Annotated in this window: 14 protein-coding genes and 1 pseudogene; 12 read left to right on the plus strand and 3 right to left on the minus strand. The window is 50.3% G+C overall.

The genetic code is table 11. From position 1 onward, the window contains the following. Nucleotides 1-9: 9 nt before the first annotated feature. The 5 genes from Hfont_RS02350 (at nt 10) to msrQ (ending at nt 6039) form a co-directional block, all read left to right on the plus strand. A complete protein-coding gene (locus tag Hfont_RS02350; RefSeq protein WP_112990622.1) occupies nt 10-666 on the plus strand; it encodes a c-type cytochrome in 657 nt (218 codons plus the stop codon). A 145-nt stretch (nt 667-811) separates the two neighbouring features. Further along, nucleotides 812-2920, plus strand: coding sequence for a cytochrome c biogenesis protein ResB (locus Hfont_RS02355; RefSeq protein ID WP_112990623.1), 2109 nt, complete (start codon nt 812-814; stop codon nt 2918-2920). A gap of 142 nt (nt 2921-3062) precedes the next feature. After that, nucleotides 3063-4214, plus strand: coding sequence for a c-type cytochrome biogenesis protein CcsB (gene ccsB, locus Hfont_RS02360; protein ID WP_112990624.1), 1152 nt, complete (start codon nt 3063-3065; stop codon nt 4212-4214). A gap of 128 nt (nt 4215-4342) precedes the next feature. Next, nucleotides 4343-5326: a protein-methionine-sulfoxide reductase catalytic subunit MsrP gene (msrP, locus tag Hfont_RS02365; protein ID WP_112990625.1), complete on the plus strand. Its 984-nt coding sequence runs from the start codon at nt 4343-4345 to the stop codon at nt 5324-5326. 68 nt (nt 5327-5394) lie between these two features. Then, nucleotides 5395-6039 carry a protein-methionine-sulfoxide reductase heme-binding subunit MsrQ gene (msrQ, locus tag Hfont_RS02370; RefSeq protein WP_112990626.1) on the plus strand — a complete coding sequence of 215 codons (645 nt, stop codon included), beginning with the start codon at nt 5395-5397 and terminating at the stop codon, nt 6037-6039. A gap of 40 nt (nt 6040-6079) precedes the next feature. On the opposite strand, the gene lysA is transcribed toward msrQ, so the two are convergent. Next, the gene (lysA, locus tag Hfont_RS02375; RefSeq protein ID WP_112990627.1) at nt 6080-7363 is read right to left on the minus strand and encodes a diaminopimelate decarboxylase; all 1284 of its coding nucleotides are present in this window, start codon (nt 7361-7363) and stop codon (nt 6080-6082) included. A 7-nt stretch (nt 7364-7370) separates the two neighbouring features. Then, nucleotides 7371-7592 carry an LPS translocon maturation chaperone LptM gene (gene lptM, locus Hfont_RS02380; protein ID WP_206604448.1) on the minus strand — a complete coding sequence of 74 codons (222 nt, stop codon included), beginning with the start codon at nt 7590-7592 and terminating at the stop codon, nt 7371-7373. A 40-nt stretch (nt 7593-7632) separates the two neighbouring features. Here lptM and cyaY point away from each other — a divergent pair, with 40 nt between their 5' ends. Beyond that, nucleotides 7633-7974 (plus strand): iron donor protein CyaY, encoded by a 342-nt coding sequence (gene cyaY / locus Hfont_RS02385; protein ID WP_112990629.1) that lies wholly within the window; start codon nt 7633-7635, stop codon nt 7972-7974. Between the two features lie 89 nt (nt 7975-8063). Here the strand turns inward: cyaY and Hfont_RS02390 are convergent, their stop codons facing one another. Beyond that, complete coding sequence (locus Hfont_RS02390; protein WP_112990630.1) at nt 8064-10415, minus strand: penicillin-binding protein 1A; 2352 nt, start codon at nt 10413-10415, stop codon at nt 8064-8066. A gap of 408 nt (nt 10416-10823) precedes the next feature. Between Hfont_RS02390 and Hfont_RS02395 the strand changes: the two are divergent. The 6 genes and pseudogenes from Hfont_RS02395 to aroKB all read left to right on the plus strand — a co-directional run. Then, nucleotides 10824-11762, plus strand: a pseudogene (locus Hfont_RS02395) (pilus assembly protein PilM); the annotation flags it as partial. A 65-nt stretch (nt 11763-11827) separates the two neighbouring features. Beyond that, nucleotides 11828-12451: a PilN domain-containing protein gene (locus Hfont_RS02400; protein WP_112990632.1), complete on the plus strand. Its 624-nt coding sequence runs from the start codon at nt 11828-11830 to the stop codon at nt 12449-12451. Between the two features lie 16 nt (nt 12452-12467). Then, on the plus strand, nt 12468-13127 hold the full coding sequence (locus tag Hfont_RS02405; RefSeq protein WP_112990633.1) for a type IV pilus inner membrane component PilO: 660 nt from the start codon (nt 12468-12470) through the stop codon (nt 13125-13127). Continuing rightward, nucleotides 13124-13663: a pilus assembly protein PilP gene (locus tag Hfont_RS02410; protein ID WP_112990634.1), complete on the plus strand. Its 540-nt coding sequence runs from the start codon at nt 13124-13126 to the stop codon at nt 13661-13663. The genes Hfont_RS02405 and Hfont_RS02410 overlap by 4 nt, the downstream gene beginning before the upstream one ends. A 38-nt stretch (nt 13664-13701) precedes the next feature. Then, entirely contained in the window at nt 13702-15762 is a 2061-nt protein-coding gene (locus Hfont_RS02415) for a type IV pilus secretin PilQ (protein ID WP_112991657.1), read from the plus strand. Nucleotides 15763-15824: 62 nt separating this feature from the next. Next, the gene (gene aroKB, locus Hfont_RS02420; RefSeq protein WP_112990635.1) at nt 15825-17492 is read left to right on the plus strand and encodes a bifunctional shikimate kinase/3-dehydroquinate synthase AroKB; all 1668 of its coding nucleotides are present in this window, start codon (nt 15825-15827) and stop codon (nt 17490-17492) included. Nucleotide 17493 lies beyond the last annotated feature (1 nt).

Here is a 17493-nt window from a genome sequence, read left to right on the forward strand (position 1 = left end):
GGTGTCTGAATGAATCGTGTTTGTTTACCAATCGTAAAATCCTTATGCATCGCATTGCTGGCAATTGTTTCTGTTGCCCACGCCTCCGAAGAAAAAAAAGTTGTCAAAGCCGACGCTGCCAAAGGCGAAGCGCTTTATAACACGGGCGATGCAACGCGCAACATCACGGCTTGTATCGCTTGTCACGGCGCTGCCGGGAATTCTTCCATTGCGGAGAACCCAAAGCTGGCCGGTCAACACGGCGCATACATTCATAAGCAACTGGTCAGCTTTAAAAGTGGCGAACGCAAGAACGCCATTATGGCGCCCATCGCCAAAGGCATGACTGAAGAAGACATTCAAAACCTGATCGCCTATCTGGCGAAGGCCAAGCCGACTCCCGGTGCAGCTAAAAACAAAGATACAGTTGAACTTGGCAAGAAAATCTTCCGCGGCGGTATCGCCGAGAAGAATGTTCCTGCCTGCGCTGCTTGCCACAGTGCGAATGGTGCCGGTATGCCAGCACAGTTCCCGCGTTTGGCTGGTCAGCATCAGGCTTATACAACGGCACAGTTGATGAGTTTCCGTGCGGATACGCGCAAGAATGAGCAGATGAGCAAGATCGTCAAGCGGATGTCGGATGAAGAAATTCAAGCCGTTTCAGATTACGTCGCTGGCTTGAAGTAATAAATAAATTGCCAGTGAATGAATAAAGAGGGGTGGCCAAGGCTGCCCCTTTTTCTTTGCAAGGGCGATCGATGTTGTGCAAGCAACTCCAGAGAGTGTTTCCGCATATTCAGCGCATGTCTGGATGTGGTTTTAGGGTGATGGAATGACGAGCGAGACAGAAACAAATACCGGCGGTTGGGAATTGAAAACCAGTCGTCGCTGGTTGGCAGATGCGGTTGAATTGCTGTCTTCTATGCGCTTTGCGATCAGCTTGCTGACGCTGATCTCAATTGCATCGATCATCGGAACTGTGCTCAAGCAAAATGAACCGATGACGAATTACGTCAATCAGTTCGGCCCATTCTGGTTCGCAGTGTTCGCCAAACTCAATCTGTACGGACTCTATTCGACGTGGTGGTTTTTGCTGATCATGACCTTCCTGGTGATCTCGACATCGCTCTGCCTGATTCGCAACGCCCCCAAGATGTTGAAGGATATGCGCAGCTGGCGTGAAAATGTGCGCGAGCAATCGCTACGCAATTTTCATCACAAAGCGGAATGGCAAGCCAAGCTTACACGTGCTGAATTAACGACTCAAACTCTGGCGCGGATTGCCGCCCACGGTTACAAAGCCAAAGTCGTTGAAAAAGAAAATGCAACGCTGATCGCAGCCAAGCAGGGCGCCGCGAACAAGTGGGGTTATATCTTCGCGCATAGTTCCATCATTATTATCTGCCTCGGCGGCATGCTTGATTCTGAGTTGCCGATACGCATACAGAAACTCATCTTCGACAAAACATCGTTTGCCGGCAATGGCGTGATTGCGCAAATTCCCGCGCAGCATAGACTCGGATTGGGCAATCCTACCTTTCGTGGCAATACACTGATTCCGGAAGGCAGCAGCAGCAGTACCGCCATCATTCCTCAGCAGGATGGTGTGTTGATTCAGGATCTGCCATTCACGATCCAGTTGAAAAAATTCGTCATCGATTTCTACTCGACCGGTATGCCCAAGTTGTTTGCCAGCGATGTGGTCGTGACTGATCATGAAAATGGCAAGGTATTTGCAGCGACCATCAAGGTTAACGAGCCACTGATCTATCGCGGCGTTGCGGTGTATCAGTCCAGTTTTGAAGATGGTGGCAGCAAGTTGAAGCTGGCTGGCTATCCTATGCAAGGTGCCGCGCATGCCGCATTCGCCATGCAAGGTGAAGTCGGCAATACATCGCCGCTGGATGCAAGCAAAGGGGGCGATTACACGGTTGAATGGTCGGGCTTTCGCGCTTTTAACATCGAGAATATGGCGCAGAACGGACAGGATGTACGTGCCGTCAATCCGAACCAGAGTTTCATGTCTTCCGGTCTTGATAAACATCTCGGTTCTGCCGCCAAGAATGCGAACAACAAGGATTTGAAAAACGTTGGTCCTAGCGTGCAATACAAGTTGCGCGACAAGAACGGGCAGGCGCGCGAATATAACAACTATATGCAGCCGGTGCTGGTGGACGATGCCTATGTTTTCCTCGCTGGCGTACGTGATTCTCCATCCGAACCATTCCGCTTCCTGCGCATTCCGGCGGATGACAACGATACTGTGGAAGAGTGGATGCGTTTGCGTGCCGCGATTCTGAATCCGGATTTGCGGGCACTGGCCGCGCAACGTTATGCCAAGCGCGCATTGCCGGCTACGCGTGCGGATGCTTCTGCATTACGTACGCAATTGCAGGCGTCATCGTTAAAAGGCTTGACGATTTTTGGTGGCGATACACAAGAAGCTGGCTACATTGCTGTCTCAAAATTTCTCGAAAAAATTCCACCGCAAGATCAGGAAAAAGCCGCTGATATTTTCATGAAAATCCTGAATGGCAGTTTGTGGGATCTGTGGCAGGTTGCGCGTGAAAAAGATGGCTTGAAAGCAATCGAGCCTGACGACAAGCACGGACGGTTTTTGCAATTGGCGACGAATGCTTTTTCAGATGCATTCTTTTACGGCGCACCAGTTTATTTGCAGTTGCAGGGCTTCGATGAAGTGAAGGCTTCGGTGCTGCAGGTAACGCGTTCGCCAGGAAAGAACATTGTTTATTTTGGTTGCCTGTTGCTCGTTCTCGGCGTGTTTTCGATGTTTTATATACGCGAACGCCGTCTCTGGATATGGATCAAATCAGAAGGCGATGGTAGTTCGCATGCGTTGATGGCCGTTAGCTCGCAGCGCAAGACTCTGGATTTCGAGAAAGAATTTGCAGTATTGAAGCAGCAATTATTACAGTCCTGACCAGAGCAGCACTAACAGGCGGACTCGACTATACTGAGCCGCGTTTCTCGCCCTGAGCTAGTAGAAAGAAATGAAGGCTGTATTTGCACGGTCGTCGCAAGACAATCTTGCAAGTCGGCTGCAGTCATTACGGAGAATAGTCATGGATGTAGTACAAGATCAGATTTACGCGCAGCCACCGGGTTTCTTTAAGCGCCTGTCAGTGATTGACTGGTTGTATGGCGTGGCATTGCTGGCAGCGTCCCTGTTTGCGCTGAATCGTTTCGGCCATCACATGGATATTTACGAAGAAGTGATCTTGGTCTTGGCAGCGCCTACGTTTGCGTGGCTGGGCTGGCACTGGAAATCCGTGCGCTGGCTGCTGGCTGTGCTGGCTGTGCTGGCTTTATCTGCAATCTCCATGTACGACGGCTCATTGGCGATGAGCGAACAAAAATTCTTCCTGAAATATCTGCTGTCCAGCCAATCGGCAATCCTGTGGATGAGCACTCTGTTCCTTTTGTCGACGCTGTTCTATTGGGGCGGTTTGATTGCGCGCTCAGAGACCGGTGGTTCTATTGGCAGCAAGCTATGCTGGGCTGCCGTCATCATGGGCTTTACCGGCATGCTGGTGCGCTGGTACGAGTCTTATCTGATCGGTGCCGACGTTGGTCATATTCCAGTTTCGAATCTGTATGAAGTGTTCATCCTGTTTTGCATGATTACCGCCTTGTTTTATCTTTACTACGAGCAGGTTTATGCGACGCGCCAATTGGGGCCGTTTGTATTGTTGGTGATTAGTGCTGCGGTTGGATTCCTGCTTTGGTATACGGTGAGTCGCGATGCATCGGAAATCCAGCCATTGGTACCAGCCTTGCAAAGCTGGTGGATGAAAATTCATGTGCCGGCCAACTTCATCGGCTATGGCACGTTTTCATTAGCTGCGATGGTGGCGGTTGCCTATCTGTTGAAGTCGCACGGCATGCTGGCCGATCGTCTACCTGCGCTGGAGGTGCTGGATGACGTGATGTACAAAGCGATTGCAGTTGGCTTTGCATTCTTCACGATCGCCACGATTCTGGGCGCGCTGTGGGCGGCTGAAGCATGGGGCGGGTACTGGTCGTGGGACCCGAAAGAAACCTGGGCACTGATCGTCTGGCTCAACTACGCATCGTGGTTGCACATGCGCTTGATGAAGGGTTTGCGCGGCAAGATTGCAGCGTGGTGGGCGGTTGTTGGTTTGCTGGTAACGACCTTTGCTTTCCTCGGCGTTAATATGTTTTTGTCAGGTTTGCATTCTTACGGCGAGCTATAAACAGGGCGTAGGCATGACAGCTTAAGAGCTGACAATGTGAAATTTTTGCATTTCGCTTTCTGTAATGAAACTCCTGTAATGTTGGCAGGTCTGAATAGACTAATGGTCATCATCACTACGGAGTCGCCATGTTAATCAAGCGCAATCCGAATGGAATCGACATTCCATTCGCATCGGAAATTACGCCACGCGCAGTATTTGAATCGCGTCGTGCGTTCATACAAAAAATAGCTGCCGGTTCTATTGCCGGTGGCGCACTTCTGGAAATGGCGACGCGTGAGGCATTTGCCGCGACGTCTGCCACCGCACAAAAACTCGCGGCACATCCCAATTCATCCTATGTCGTGCTCGACAAAGCAACGTCGTATAAAGACGCCACGACTTACAATAATTTTTACGAATTCGGCACCGATAAGGCGAGTCCGGCGCGCTATGCGTCGGCAATGAAAACGCGGCCATGGACTTTGTCTATCGAAGGTGAAGTCAAAAAGCCGATGACGCTGGATATCGATAGCTTGCTGAAACTTGCGCCTTTGGAAGAACGCATTTATCGCCTGCGCTGTGTCGAAGGTTGGTCTATGGTGATTCCGTGGACTGGCTATTCGCTGGCCGAATTGATCAAGAAAGTCGAGCCGACTTCCAATGCAAAATATGTGGAATTTGTCACCGTTGAAGATAAAGAGTCCATGAATGGTTTGCGCAGACCTGTGCTGGATTGGCCGTATGTAGAAGGCTTGCGCATAGACGAAGCGAATCACCCGCTGACACTGTTAACGCTGGGTATGTATGGCGAAGTATTACCTAATCAGAATGGCGCTCCTGTGCGTATCGTCGTGCCGTGGAAATATGGTTTTAAATCTGCCAAGTCGATCGTCAAGATACGTTTCGTCAAGGATCAGCCGCGTACGGCCTGGAATATTTCAGCGCCGCGTGAGTACGGGTTTTATTCCAACGTCAATCCTGAAGTCGATCATCCACGCTGGTCGCAAGCGACTGAGCGTCGCATAGGCGAAGATGGTTTTTTTGCGAAGAAGCGCCCGACGCTGATGTTCAATGGTTATAGCCAGGTTGCATCCTTGTACACGGGCATGGATCTGAAGAAGTTTTTTTGATCTCTGGCAATCGACGTTTTGTATCGCATCGTCGGCCCCGTTGGCGGCCGATTTGTCATGGGTAAATAATGACGGCGTTTAATCCTTCATCAAAGCAACTGACGCTTATTAAGAGTTTGCTCTTTGTGATTGCCTTGCTGCCATTCGGCAGGTTGGTCTTGTTTACTTTTACCGATCAGTTGGGCGCGAATCCGATTGAGTTCATCACGCGCAACACAGGTGACTGGACGCTGTATTTCCTGTGCATCACGCTTACCGTTACGCCGCTACGGCGCTTGAGTAAATGGAATTGGTTGATCAAGTTGCGTCGCATGATAGGCTTGTTTGCATTCTTTTACGCTGCTCTGCATTTCACGACCTTCCTTTGGTTTGATCATTTTTTCGATGTGAGCGAGATGCTGAAAGACGTCATCAAGCGTCCATTTATCACGGTTGGGTTTGCGGCTTTTGTATTGCTGATTCCGCTTGCCATCACCAGCACGAATGGCATGGTGAAGCGCTTGGGCGGCAAGCGCTGGCAATGGTTGCATAGGCTGATTTATGTCATCGCATCGCTGGGAATATTGCATTACTGGTGGATGAAAGCGGGCAAGCACGATTTCGAGCAGCCGATTATTTTCGGGGCTATCGTTGCGGCTTTGCTGTTGGTGAGAATATTCTGGGCCTGGCAAAAACGCTCAAAAGCAAATGGGCTTGAGGGTACTGCGGTGTAATGATTGAGCCGGATATGCGTTGCGCACTCCGGCTCTTGTCTTATGGAAGCAATGATTCCAGCGCAAACAGATCGGCGGGCGATTCGCGTTTGCGGATCAAATGAACGGTCGCGCCATCGACCATGATTTCGGCAGCTCGGCCGCGTGTGTTGTAGTTGGATGACATCGTCATGCCGTATGCGCCAGCTGACATGATAGCCAGCAGATCGCCTTCCTGAATAGCCAACTCACGCGAACGTGCCAGCCAGTCGCCGGATTCGCATACCGGACCAACTACATCGTAAGTCTGAGCTTCAGTTGCGCGTTGCAAGACAGTTTCTACGCCATGCCAGGCTTCATACATCGCAGGACGCATCAAATCATTCATTGCTGCATCGACAATCGCAAAATTTTTGGTTTCGCCATGCTTGATGTATTGCACCGCGGTCAGCAGCACGCCGGCATTGCCAACGATGGAGCGGCCAGGTTCAAACAATACTTTGATCGGTGTGCCTTGATAACTTTTCGCGCGCCATGCATCAATTTTTGTAAACACGCGTGACAAATAATCGCCGACTGCCACCGGTTGGTCGTTGTCGTAATTGATGCCTATGCCGCCGCCTATGTCCATATGATGGATGGCGATACCTTCGCTTGCCAAGGTATCGATCAACTCGATCAATTTATCAACGGCTTCCAGTAAAGGTGCATCGTCCAGCAATTGCGAACCGATATGGCAATCGATGCCAACCACGCTAATGTTGGGCAGCGATGCCGCAACGCGATAGGTCGTCAACGCATCTTCATATGCAACGCCGAATTTATTGTCTTTCAATCCGGTTGAAATATACGGATGGGTTTTTGCATCGACATTCGGATTGACGCGTAGTGAGACCGAAGCGCGTTTGCCCATTTCACCAGCAACTTCATTCAGCCTATGCAACTCAGGAATCGATTCGACGTTAAAGCACAGAATGTCATGCGACAAGGCGAGTCGCATCTCTTCACGCGATTTTCCGACGCCGGAAAAAATCACTTTGCGTGGCGAGCCACCCGCCGCCAATACTCGCAGCAATTCGCCGCCGGAAACGATATCAAAGCCGGAGCCGAGTTTGCCGAGCAGATTCAAGACTGCCAGATTCGAGTTGGATTTGACTGAGTAGCAAACCAATGCGGTCTCGTCATTGCGACCATGCTTTTTGCAGGCATCGGCATAGGAAGAAAAATTCTCGACCAATGCGGCTTTTGAATAGATGTAGGTCGGCGTACCGAATTGCTGGGCGATTTGCGTCAACGGAACGTTTTCCGCGCACAGCACGCCGTCTTGATAAGAAAAATGCGACATGGTGAATTTACTTGGAATCGGAAGAGCTGGCCGGAGGCGTATTAACCGGGAGTGAGACGGAAGTCGAGCTGCCTGTCGTTTGTATCGTCGTTGTTTGGTAGCCTTTTTCGCCTTGCGGCATGTATAAAGGGCCTTTTTGCCCGCAACCGGCGAGCAGGCTGACGCACAAGGCGCCAGCCAGAATATTTAAGAAAGCGCTGATGCGCGGCAAACAAGGAAGGGACTTCACGATTAGAATCACTGTTTAACGAAACGTGGTGGAGTGTAGCATGACCGAATCAGAATTCCTGCAGCGGGCCGAGGCAACTTTGAGCCAGATCGAAGCCACTTTGGAGGAGCTGGCCAATACCAGTGATCTCGATGTGGAATGTACGCGTAGCGGCAATGTGCTGGAAATCGAATTTGTGGATAATGGCACAAAAATCATCGTCAATAGCCAAGCTCCGATGAAGGAACTGTGGGTGGCGGCGAAATCCGGCGGTTTTCATTTCAAGGCGCAAGGTTCGAAATGGATCAATCATCGTGATGGCGACGCGGAATTGTTTGCTGCCTTGTCGCAAATGGTGAGTCAGCAGGGCGGCATAGACGTCACATTGCACGATGTAAATTAAGCGAGTTGATTTGGGGCGCGCTCAAATAGAAAAAGCGGAAAAGTCTTGCGACTTTCCCGCTTTTTCAAACTGCTTCTGCTTTGCAGTAACTAGAACAGTTCGTTCTTGACCTCATCCTTGGTTGGCTCGTTTGCGCGTGCAGGCGCATCACTCAGGCCTAAGTTGCGCACGCCCGCGCTTGGCGGATTCTCTGCGTAGAAATACTCGCCATTGACCGTGATAATCCCTTCAGGCACGGTGCGCTCTGCCATAGGTACATTCTTCAGCGCTTTTTGCATGTAATTAATCCAGATCGGTAGTGCCAGCCCGCCACCGGTTTCGCGATTTCCCAAATTTTTCGGCTGGTCAAAACCTATCCACGCGATACCGACGATTTCTGGCTGATAGCCGGCAAACCACGCATCGAATGAATCATTGGTAGTGCCGGTTTTTCCTGCCAGATCGGTGCGCTTCAAGGCCATGGCTTTGACGGCAGTACCGGACGTCACAACATCTTTCAACATGCTGTCCATCAAAAATGCATTGCGCGCATCGATGACCCGATTGGCTTCGTCGCCAGCCTTGTCAGGTTTAGCTTCCGACAGCGTTTTACCGCTGGCGTCGGCAATTTTAGAAATCAGGTAAGGGCTTACTTTATAGCCGCCATTGGCGAATACTGCGTAAGCGCCGGCCATTTGCAAAGGCGTCACCGCGCCCGCGCCCAGAGCCAATGTCAGATAAGGCGGGTTTTTATCCGCATCAAAGCCGAAGCGGGTGATGTATTCCTGTCCGTATTTGGCGCCGATTTTGTGCAAGATTCGAATTGAAATCATGTTTTTCGATTTCATCAAGCCTCTGCGCATACTCATCGGCCCATCGTATTTGTTATCGTAATTCTTCGGCTCCCACGGTTGTCCGCCAGTTTGCCCGGCGTCGAAACTGATGGGCGCATCGTTGATAATGGTGGACGGCGACAAACCTTTTTCCAGCGATGCGGAATAAATGAATGGTTTAAAGGACGATCCCGGCTGGCGCCATGCCTGCGTGACGTGGTTGAACTTGTTGCGGTTGAAATCGAAGCCACCGACCATCGCGCGGATTGCGCCGTCATCGGTGTTTGCGGCGACGAATGCCGATTGCACTTCCGGCATTTGAATCACGCTCCAGGTTTTGCCTTCCTGCATGACACGGATCACCGCGCCACGTTTGACGCGTTTATTTGGCGGTGCTTTGGCACTGAGCAAATTGGCGGCAAAGGTCAGTCCTGCACCTTCAATCTTGATTTCTTCGCCCGACACTAACACTGCGGTGATTAATTGCGGTGTGGCGTCCAGTACAACTGCGGCGACCAGATCGTCGCTATCAGGATGGTTCGCCAATTCAACTTCAATCGCGTCTTCGGCTTCTTCCTTGTTGTCTGGGATCTCGATGTAGTTTTCCGGGCCGCGATAGCCGTGACGTTTTTCATAGTCCATGACGCCGCGGCGCACGGCCAGATAGGCGGCATCCTGATCCGCTTTGGTAATCGTGGTGAAAACGTTCAAGCCGCGGGTGTAGGTTTCTTCCTTGAATTGCTCATACACTAATTGACGCGTCATTTCGGCTACGTATTCAGCATGTACGCCGAATTCGCTGCTATTTGTCTTGATCTTGAGCTCTTCAGCCTTGGCGCGCGTATATTCCGGTTCGGTGATGTAGCCGAGCTGGTACATGCGCTGCAGAATATATTGTTGGCGTGCTTTCGCGCGTTTTGGATTGACGACAGGGTTGTAGGCCGAAGGTGCTTTTGGCAAGCCGGCGAGCATTGCTGCTTCGGCGATGCTGATGTCCTGCAATTTTTTGCCGTAATAAATCTGTGCCGCAGACGAAAAGCCGTAGGCGCGCTGACCCAGATAAATCTGGTTCATATAGACCTCGAGAATCTGATCTTTCGACAGGTTCTTTTCAATTTTCCATGCCAGCAGCACTTCGTAGATTTTACGTTTGAGCGTCTGTTCACTGGATAAAAAGAAATTTCGTGCGACTTGTTGCGTAATGGTGGACGCGCCTTGGCGGGCACCGCCGCTCAAGTTGTGCACGGTTGCGCGCACGATGCCGACGTAGTCGACACCGCCATGCTCAAAGAAACGATCATCCTCAATCGCCAGCACGGCTTTTTTCATAATGTCGGGAATTTCCTTGATATGGACCAAATTGCGGCGTTCTTCGCCGAATTCGCCAATCAAGACGTTATCCGCTGAAAAGATACGAAGCGGGATTTTAGGTCGGTAATCGGTCAGCGAATCCAAGGCAGGCAAGTTTGGATACGCCATCGCCAATGCAAAAAAGAGTATTAGCGCACCGATTACACCCAAGCCGGATATCAGGCCGACAAAGCCGAGGACTAGCCTTAAAACAGTTCGGGAGGTTTTTTTCGGTGATTTGGAAGAAGTACTGCCGGACGATGATTGTTTGGAAGCCATGCAGAGAGAAAGTGAGGGGTAGATATCCGCGTCATTATAGCTGTCTGCCGCAAGCGGGCGCGATTGTGACTAAGAATCGGCCGGAATTGCAACATCCCATACCTCGCGTGGATTTTTGGCAACGGATTTGCAAATTACTTTATGGAAATTGCTTTACAGTTTTGGAGGCTTGTTGCTACGATTTAATGTAACGTTTTATCAATGTGTCCTAAATGCACGTTTTTAAACACTTTTTTATTGAAGCCCTTATATCTTTTAATTGAAGTTAGGGTTTCGACAAGCTAAACGGCATCGCGTTCAATATACACATAACGTTTTTGGGGAGAACTGCCCTTGGCTTTAGATTTTGGCTCCTTATTCGGCAAAAAGAATCCGCCGCTGGTTGGCTTGGACATTAGTAGTTCCGGGGTGAAACTCGTTGAATTGTCTGAAATCGGCAAAGGCGAATTGCGCCTCGAATGCTTTGCTTCCGAGCCACTTGCGCGTGGTGCAGTCGTCGATGGCAACATCGAAAACATCGATCAAGTCTCGGACGCTATACATCGTGTATGGAAAAAGAGCGGTACCCGCGCCAAATTGGCCGCAATGGGCATGCCGCCGGCTTCCGTTATCACCAAGAAAATCATTCTTCCTAGCGGCTTGTCCGACGAAAGCCTGGAGCTGCAGGTGGAAACCGAGGCCAGCCAATACATTCCGTTTGCACTGGATGAGGTGCGTCTTGATTTCGATGTCATCGGTCAGGTTGAGAATTCGCCGGAAGATGTCGAAGTCATGCTGGCAGCGACTCGCAAGGAAAAAGTAGAAGATCGAGTTGCAGTGGCTGAGGCCGCAGGCATTACGCCTACTGTTATGGATATCGAATCCTATGCTGCGCGTGCCGCCATATCTCGACTCACTCAACAACTGCCAAACGCTGGCAAAGGCCAGATTCTTGGTTTGTTTCAAATCGGTGCGCAAGTCACGCACGTTTCGATTTTGCTGGATGGTCAGTTGGTTTATGAGAGAGAGCAACCATTTGGCGGCCATCAATTGACGCAGGAGATTGTGCGTACTTATGGCTTGTCCTACGAAGAAGCGGAAGCCAAAAAGAAGGCGGGCGATTTGCCGGATGGCTATCAAACTGAAATTCTCGATCCATTTCTGGAAAACGCTGCGCTTGAAGTTACTCGTGCCATTCAATTCTTCTTCACCTCCACGCCTTACACACGCATAGATCAACTTTTTCTCGCGGGCGGATGCGCAATCATTCCCGGTATGGTGGACATGGTCGCCAATCGCACGAAGCTATCGACCTCTGTCGTGAGTCCTTTTAAAGGAATGCAACTAGGCCCGAATGTGCGCGAAAAACAATTGCGGATAGAGGCGCCAGCTTATTTGGTTGCCTGCGGACTGGCAATGCGGAGGTTTGACTGATGATCAAGATTAATCTTCTTCCTCATCGGGAAGAAAAGCGCAAGCAGCGTAAAAAAGAATTCGTTGCGATGCTGCTATTGAGTGCGATTGTTGGCGCACTGATTGTGATTGCCGTAGGTGGTTTTTTTGCGAGCAAGCTTTCCGAGCAGGAGCAACGTAATAATTTCATCAAAAGTGAAAATGCTCGCTTGGACGAAGAGATCAAGGAAGTTGCAAGTCTGAAGCAGGAAATCGAGGCGCTCAAGGCCCGTCAGCAAGCGGTCGAGGATTTGCAAAGCGATCGCAATCAGCCAATTTATCTGATGGATGAATTGGCGCAACAGGTTCCGGAAGGCGTTTATCTCAAATCCTTTAAACAAGATGGTCAGCGCGTTTTGTTGAATGGTTATGCGCAATCGAATGAGCGCGTTTCCGAATTGCTGCGCAATCTGGGAAATCATTCTCCATGGTTGGAGCGGCCGGATTTGATTGAAATTCGGTCAGTCGGTATCGGGCAGGGAAAAGATGCGAAGAAAGTTTTCGAATTTAATATCAACGCCGGTATCAAGCGGCCGCGTGACAATGATCAGCCTGTAGTAAGCGCAAAGGTGCTGGCCCCGGCTGCAGCTCCGTTGAAACCTTGATTGTGAGACAGGCACCATGGCAGATTTGAAAAATATTGGAGAGTCGATCAGTGCGCAGTTTCGCGATCTGAATGGCTTGCATCCCGGTCAGTGGCCCATCGTTCCACGTATGTTGTGTGGTGTCGGGGTATTGCTGGCCGTGTTGGTAGTGGGATGGTACGCATATTGGAGTACCCAGCTTGAGGAGTTGGATCGAACTGCGGCAGAAGAGTTGACGCTGAAAGATGCCTACAAAATAAAAGTACAACAGGCAATTAATCTGGACGGTTTGCGCAAGCAAAAAGTGCAGGTCAGTGAATATGTCGCGACGCTGGAAAAGCAATTGCCAAGCAAGGCAGAAATGGACGCTTTGTTATCGGATATCAACCAGGCAGGATTGGGACGCGGTTTGCAATTTGAATTGTTCAAACCGGGTCAAGTGGTGGTAAAAGATTATTACGCTGAATTGCCTATCGATATAAAAGTAACTGGTCATTACCATGATGTTGCTGCATTTGCGAGTGACATTGCAAATTTGCCTCGTATCGTGACCCTTAATCGGATGAATTTGGTTGTGGCAAAAGATAATTCATTGACATTGGATGCTGTGGCCAAAACTTTTCGCTATCTGGATGATGGCGAAGTTGCGGCGCAACGCAGTGCTGCGGCAGGGGCGAAAAAAGGTGGCAAAAAATGAAGCGCTATCAATGGATTCGTCTTGGCGTGTCAGGCTTGTTTTTAGTCGGCCTATTCGGTTGCGGGGATGGCGGCATACATGATGTTAGCCAATGGATGAAAGAAGTCCGGCAGCAAACCAGAGTGTCAATCAAACCCTTGTCCGAGCCGAAGAAATTTACTCCGTTTTCATACGACGCCAAAGGAAGAGAAGATCCTTATAGCCCTAACAAGCTGGCAGTTGCCTTGGCGAAGTCAAAAAAAGATGGGGGTTCTATTCGCCCGGATCTGGAGCGTCGCCGAGAAGCGCTTGAAAGCTACCCACTGGATAATTTGCGCATGGTTGGCACATTGGCGAAGCCAGGTTTGACCTTTGCGTTGCTGCAAGCTGATAAATCGGTATTTCAAGTCAAGGTGGGAAATTACATCGGACAGAACCTTGGGATGATCGTAAAGATTACTGACACCGAAGTAGAGTTGAAAGAAATCGTTCAAGACGCGTCCGGCGAATGGGTCGAGCGTGAGGCCAAGTTGGAATTGCAGGAGACGCAAAAATGATGGCGCACCAAAAACAACTCAAAGACTCGCAGGGAATCATGCAAACATTTAAGCGTACATGTGCGTTCATCTATCTTGTGGCGATATGCGGTGCCGTAGCGGCGCAGGAGAACGCAATTGAATCGATTACCGCAAATCAGCAGGGGTCCAATGTAGTGGTGCGGGTGGCGATGAAAAATCCGCTCACCAAACCTCCAATCGGATTTTCCATCACTAATCCAGCGCGTATCGCACTGGATTTCGCCGGCACGGCCAATGCAACCGGCAAGGGCATGCAAGATATCGGTTTGGGCGATGTGCGTAACGTCAATGTCGTACAAGCAGGCGAGCGCTCTCGTTTGGTTTTCAATTTGACGCGTGCATTGAATTACGCGACTACAGTTGATGGCAAGAATGTGATTGTTACCATTGACGGCACAGGCGGTTTGGCAACGGCAGTCAATGCATCCGGACTACCGGTAGCGTCTTCGCAAGTGAGTGTGGTTTCGAGCCGTCAAGCCTTGCGTGATATTGATTTCCGTCGTGGGAATAATGGCGAAGGCCGAATTGTCGTCGATTTGCCAAATAATCAAGTTGCGCTTGATGTTCGTCAACAGGGCAAGAAAATCGAAGTCGATTTTATGAAAACTACAGTGCCGGACGTATTGCGCCGTCGTCTGGATGTCGCTGACTTTGGCACCCCGGTCAATATCATCACGACGCAGCAGCAAGGCGAAAACGTGCGCATGACCATCGAGCCGAAAGGTTTGTGGGAGCACAGCGCTTATCAAAGCGATTCGCAACTGGTAATTGAAGTCAAGCCGCTGAAAGAAGAGCCGAACAAACTCGGACAGGGTGTGCGCGATTATCGTGGTGAAAAACTATCCTTGAATTTCCAGAATGTCGAAGTGCGCGCAGTGCTGCAAGTTATTGCCGACTTCACGGGTTTGAACATCATTACCAGTGATACGGTCGGTGGCAATCTGACTTTGCGTTTGAAGGATGTGCCTTGGGATCAGGCACTGGATATCGTGATGCAGGCCAAAGGCCTGGATATGCGAAAAAACGGTTCGGTGTTGTGGATAGCTCCGCGTGATGAGCTGTTGACGAAAGAGAAATTGGAGCTTGAGCAGCGCGCGCAAATTGCCGAGCTTGAGCCGGTCAGAACAGAAACTTTCCAACTCAACTATCAAAAAGCAGAATCTTTCAAGCAGGTCTTCGGCATTGATGGCGGTAACCGTAGCATCTTGACCAAGCGTGGAAGTGCTGTTGTTGATCCGCGTACAAATCAACTGTTCATCACCGATATCCCATCCAAATTGGAAGAGATTCGTGCGCTGGTGCAGAAAACCGATATTGCCAGTCGTCAAGTGATGATCGAGGCAAGAATTGTTGAGGCAACTGACACATTCAGTAGTAGTTTGGGTGCCAAGCTATCCTTTGGTGTGAGGCAACAGGGGAACTATGAACTTGGCGGCAATCAGCTTACTCCCGGCGGGAGCGCCGCTTTGCCGAGCCTAGGTGGCAGTGCAGTCAATTTGCCGGCTAGTTCTACAGGGGGCAGTGCCGGCTCGGTTGCGTTGACCTTATTTAATGCTGCTGCCACCCGATTTATTGGCCTGGAATTGTCTGCGCTGGAAGCTGATGGCAAGGGAAAAATCATTTCCAGTCCGCGTGTCATTACTGCAGATCAGTTGAAGGCATTGATTGAGCAGGGTACGGAACTACCTTATCAACAGGCAACCAGCAGTGGCGCGACCAGTATTTCATTCAGAAAAGCCAATCTGAAGCTGGAAGTTACTCCGCAGATTACGCCAGATGGCAACGTCATTCTGGACGTCGATGTCAATAAAGATAGTGTTGGCATCGAGACACCGGCAGGCTTTGCGATTGATACCAAGCACGTAAAAACACAAGTCCTAATTGACAATGGTGGCACAGTTGTAATTGGCGGTATCTTCCAACAGACTGAACGTACTTCTATTTCAAAAGTGCCTTTCTTTGGCGACATTCCGCTTTTCGGTAATTTGTTTAAGAACACCGGTCGGACCAACGACAAAACCGAATTGTTGATTTTCCTGACACCTAAAATTCTGACTGACAAAGTATCAATCAGGTAGGATGCTGGTTGTGGCGGCGGCCCTCTCGGTCGCCGCATTTGGCGAGAAAGAGTTAGTGTAACGTGGGTGGAAATATATTTTTGGTCGGCTTGATGGGGGCCGGAAAAACGACAGTTGGTCGTGCGCTGGCAAAACGGCTGAACAAGCAGTTTATTGATTCCGATCATGAAATTGAAGCGCGTACTGGCGCTTCGATTCCCTTGATCTTTGAAATCGAAGGCGAAGCGAGTTTTCGCCAGCGTGAAGCGGAAGTTATTCGTGACTTGACGGCGCAACAGGATATCGTCCTGGCCACTGGTGGCGGTGCGGTACTCAACCCAGAAAGTCGGGCTTATCTCAAGTCGCGCGGCACAGTGATTTATCTGCGTGCCAGCGTCAACAGCATCTTGCAGCGTACCAGTCACGACAAAAACCGTCCCCTGTTGCAAACCGCAGATCCGCGCAAAACCATAGAAGATTTATCGCGTACGCGCGAACCGTTCTACAATGAAGTCGCCCACATCGTCATTGACACTGGACGGCCTAACGTACAATTCCTGATGCAATCGATTCTGGCGCAGTTGGGGCCGGAACATGCGCAAGTAAATGCGCCTACGTCGCAGCAACAGGATTCTTTATCAAAACATATTACGATGGCACAGCTTTCTTCTTTTCATACCCTGCACGTTGATTTAGGTGCACGTAGTTATCCCATCAGCATAGGACAGGAGTTGCTGAGCGATCCTGCGGTCGTTGCTGCACATATCCCTGGTCCTCGCGTCGCAATTGTGACAAATACGGTAGTTGCTCCGCTCTATCTTGATCGCCTAAGTAAAACGCTGGAAGCTGCGGGCAAGCGGGTAACGCACATTATTTTGCCGGACGGTGAAGAAGAAAAAAATTGGACCAACCTGATGAAGGTTTTCGACGTGTTGCTTACTGAGAAATGCGATCGAAAAACCACCTTGATCGCTCTGGGCGGCGGCGTGATCGGCGATATGACAGGTTTTGCCGCTGCAGCCTACATGCGTGGCGTGCCGTTCGTCCAAGTGCCTACTACGCTGCTGTCACAAGTCGACTCATCTGTTGGTGGCAAGACCGGGATTAATCATCCGCTCGGCAAGAATATGATCGGTGCGTTTTACCAGCCACAAGCGGTGATTGCCGACACTTCAACATTGAACACCTTGCCTGCGCGCGAGCTCTCCGCCGGCTTGTCTGAAGTGATCAAGCATGGTGCAATTATCGATGCACCTTTCTTCGATTGGATAGAAGCGAACATTGCCAAGCTCGTGGCAAAAGATGCGGATGCATTGGCTTACGCCATCAAGCGCTCATGTGAAATCAAGGCAGATGTTGTGCGCCAGGATGAGCGTGAAGGCGGTTTGCGTGCGATCCTGAATTTCGGTCACACCTTTGGCCACGCGATCGAAGCCGGTATGGGCTACGGTGTTTGGTTGCATGGCGAAGCAGTTGGTTGCGGCATGGTGATGGCCGCTGATTTATCCCAGCGCCTGGGTTTCATTGACGCGCAATCAAAAGAACGCATAGTCGCAGTAGTGAAAGCCGCAGGTTTGCCGACAGTAGCGCCGGATCTCGGCGTGGCACGATGGTTAGAGTTGATGGAAGTCGACAAGAAAAATGAGGGCGGTGAAATCAAATTCATTTTGCTCAAACCCTTGGGCGCCTCGATCATCACTACGGTACCGCAAGATGTCTTGCTCCAAACCTTGAATGCATGCATAGGCTGAT

Source organism: Herminiimonas fonticola (genome assembly GCF_003293745.1).
Lineage (GTDB): Bacteria > Pseudomonadota > Gammaproteobacteria > Burkholderiales > Burkholderiaceae_D > Oxalicibacterium > Oxalicibacterium fonticola.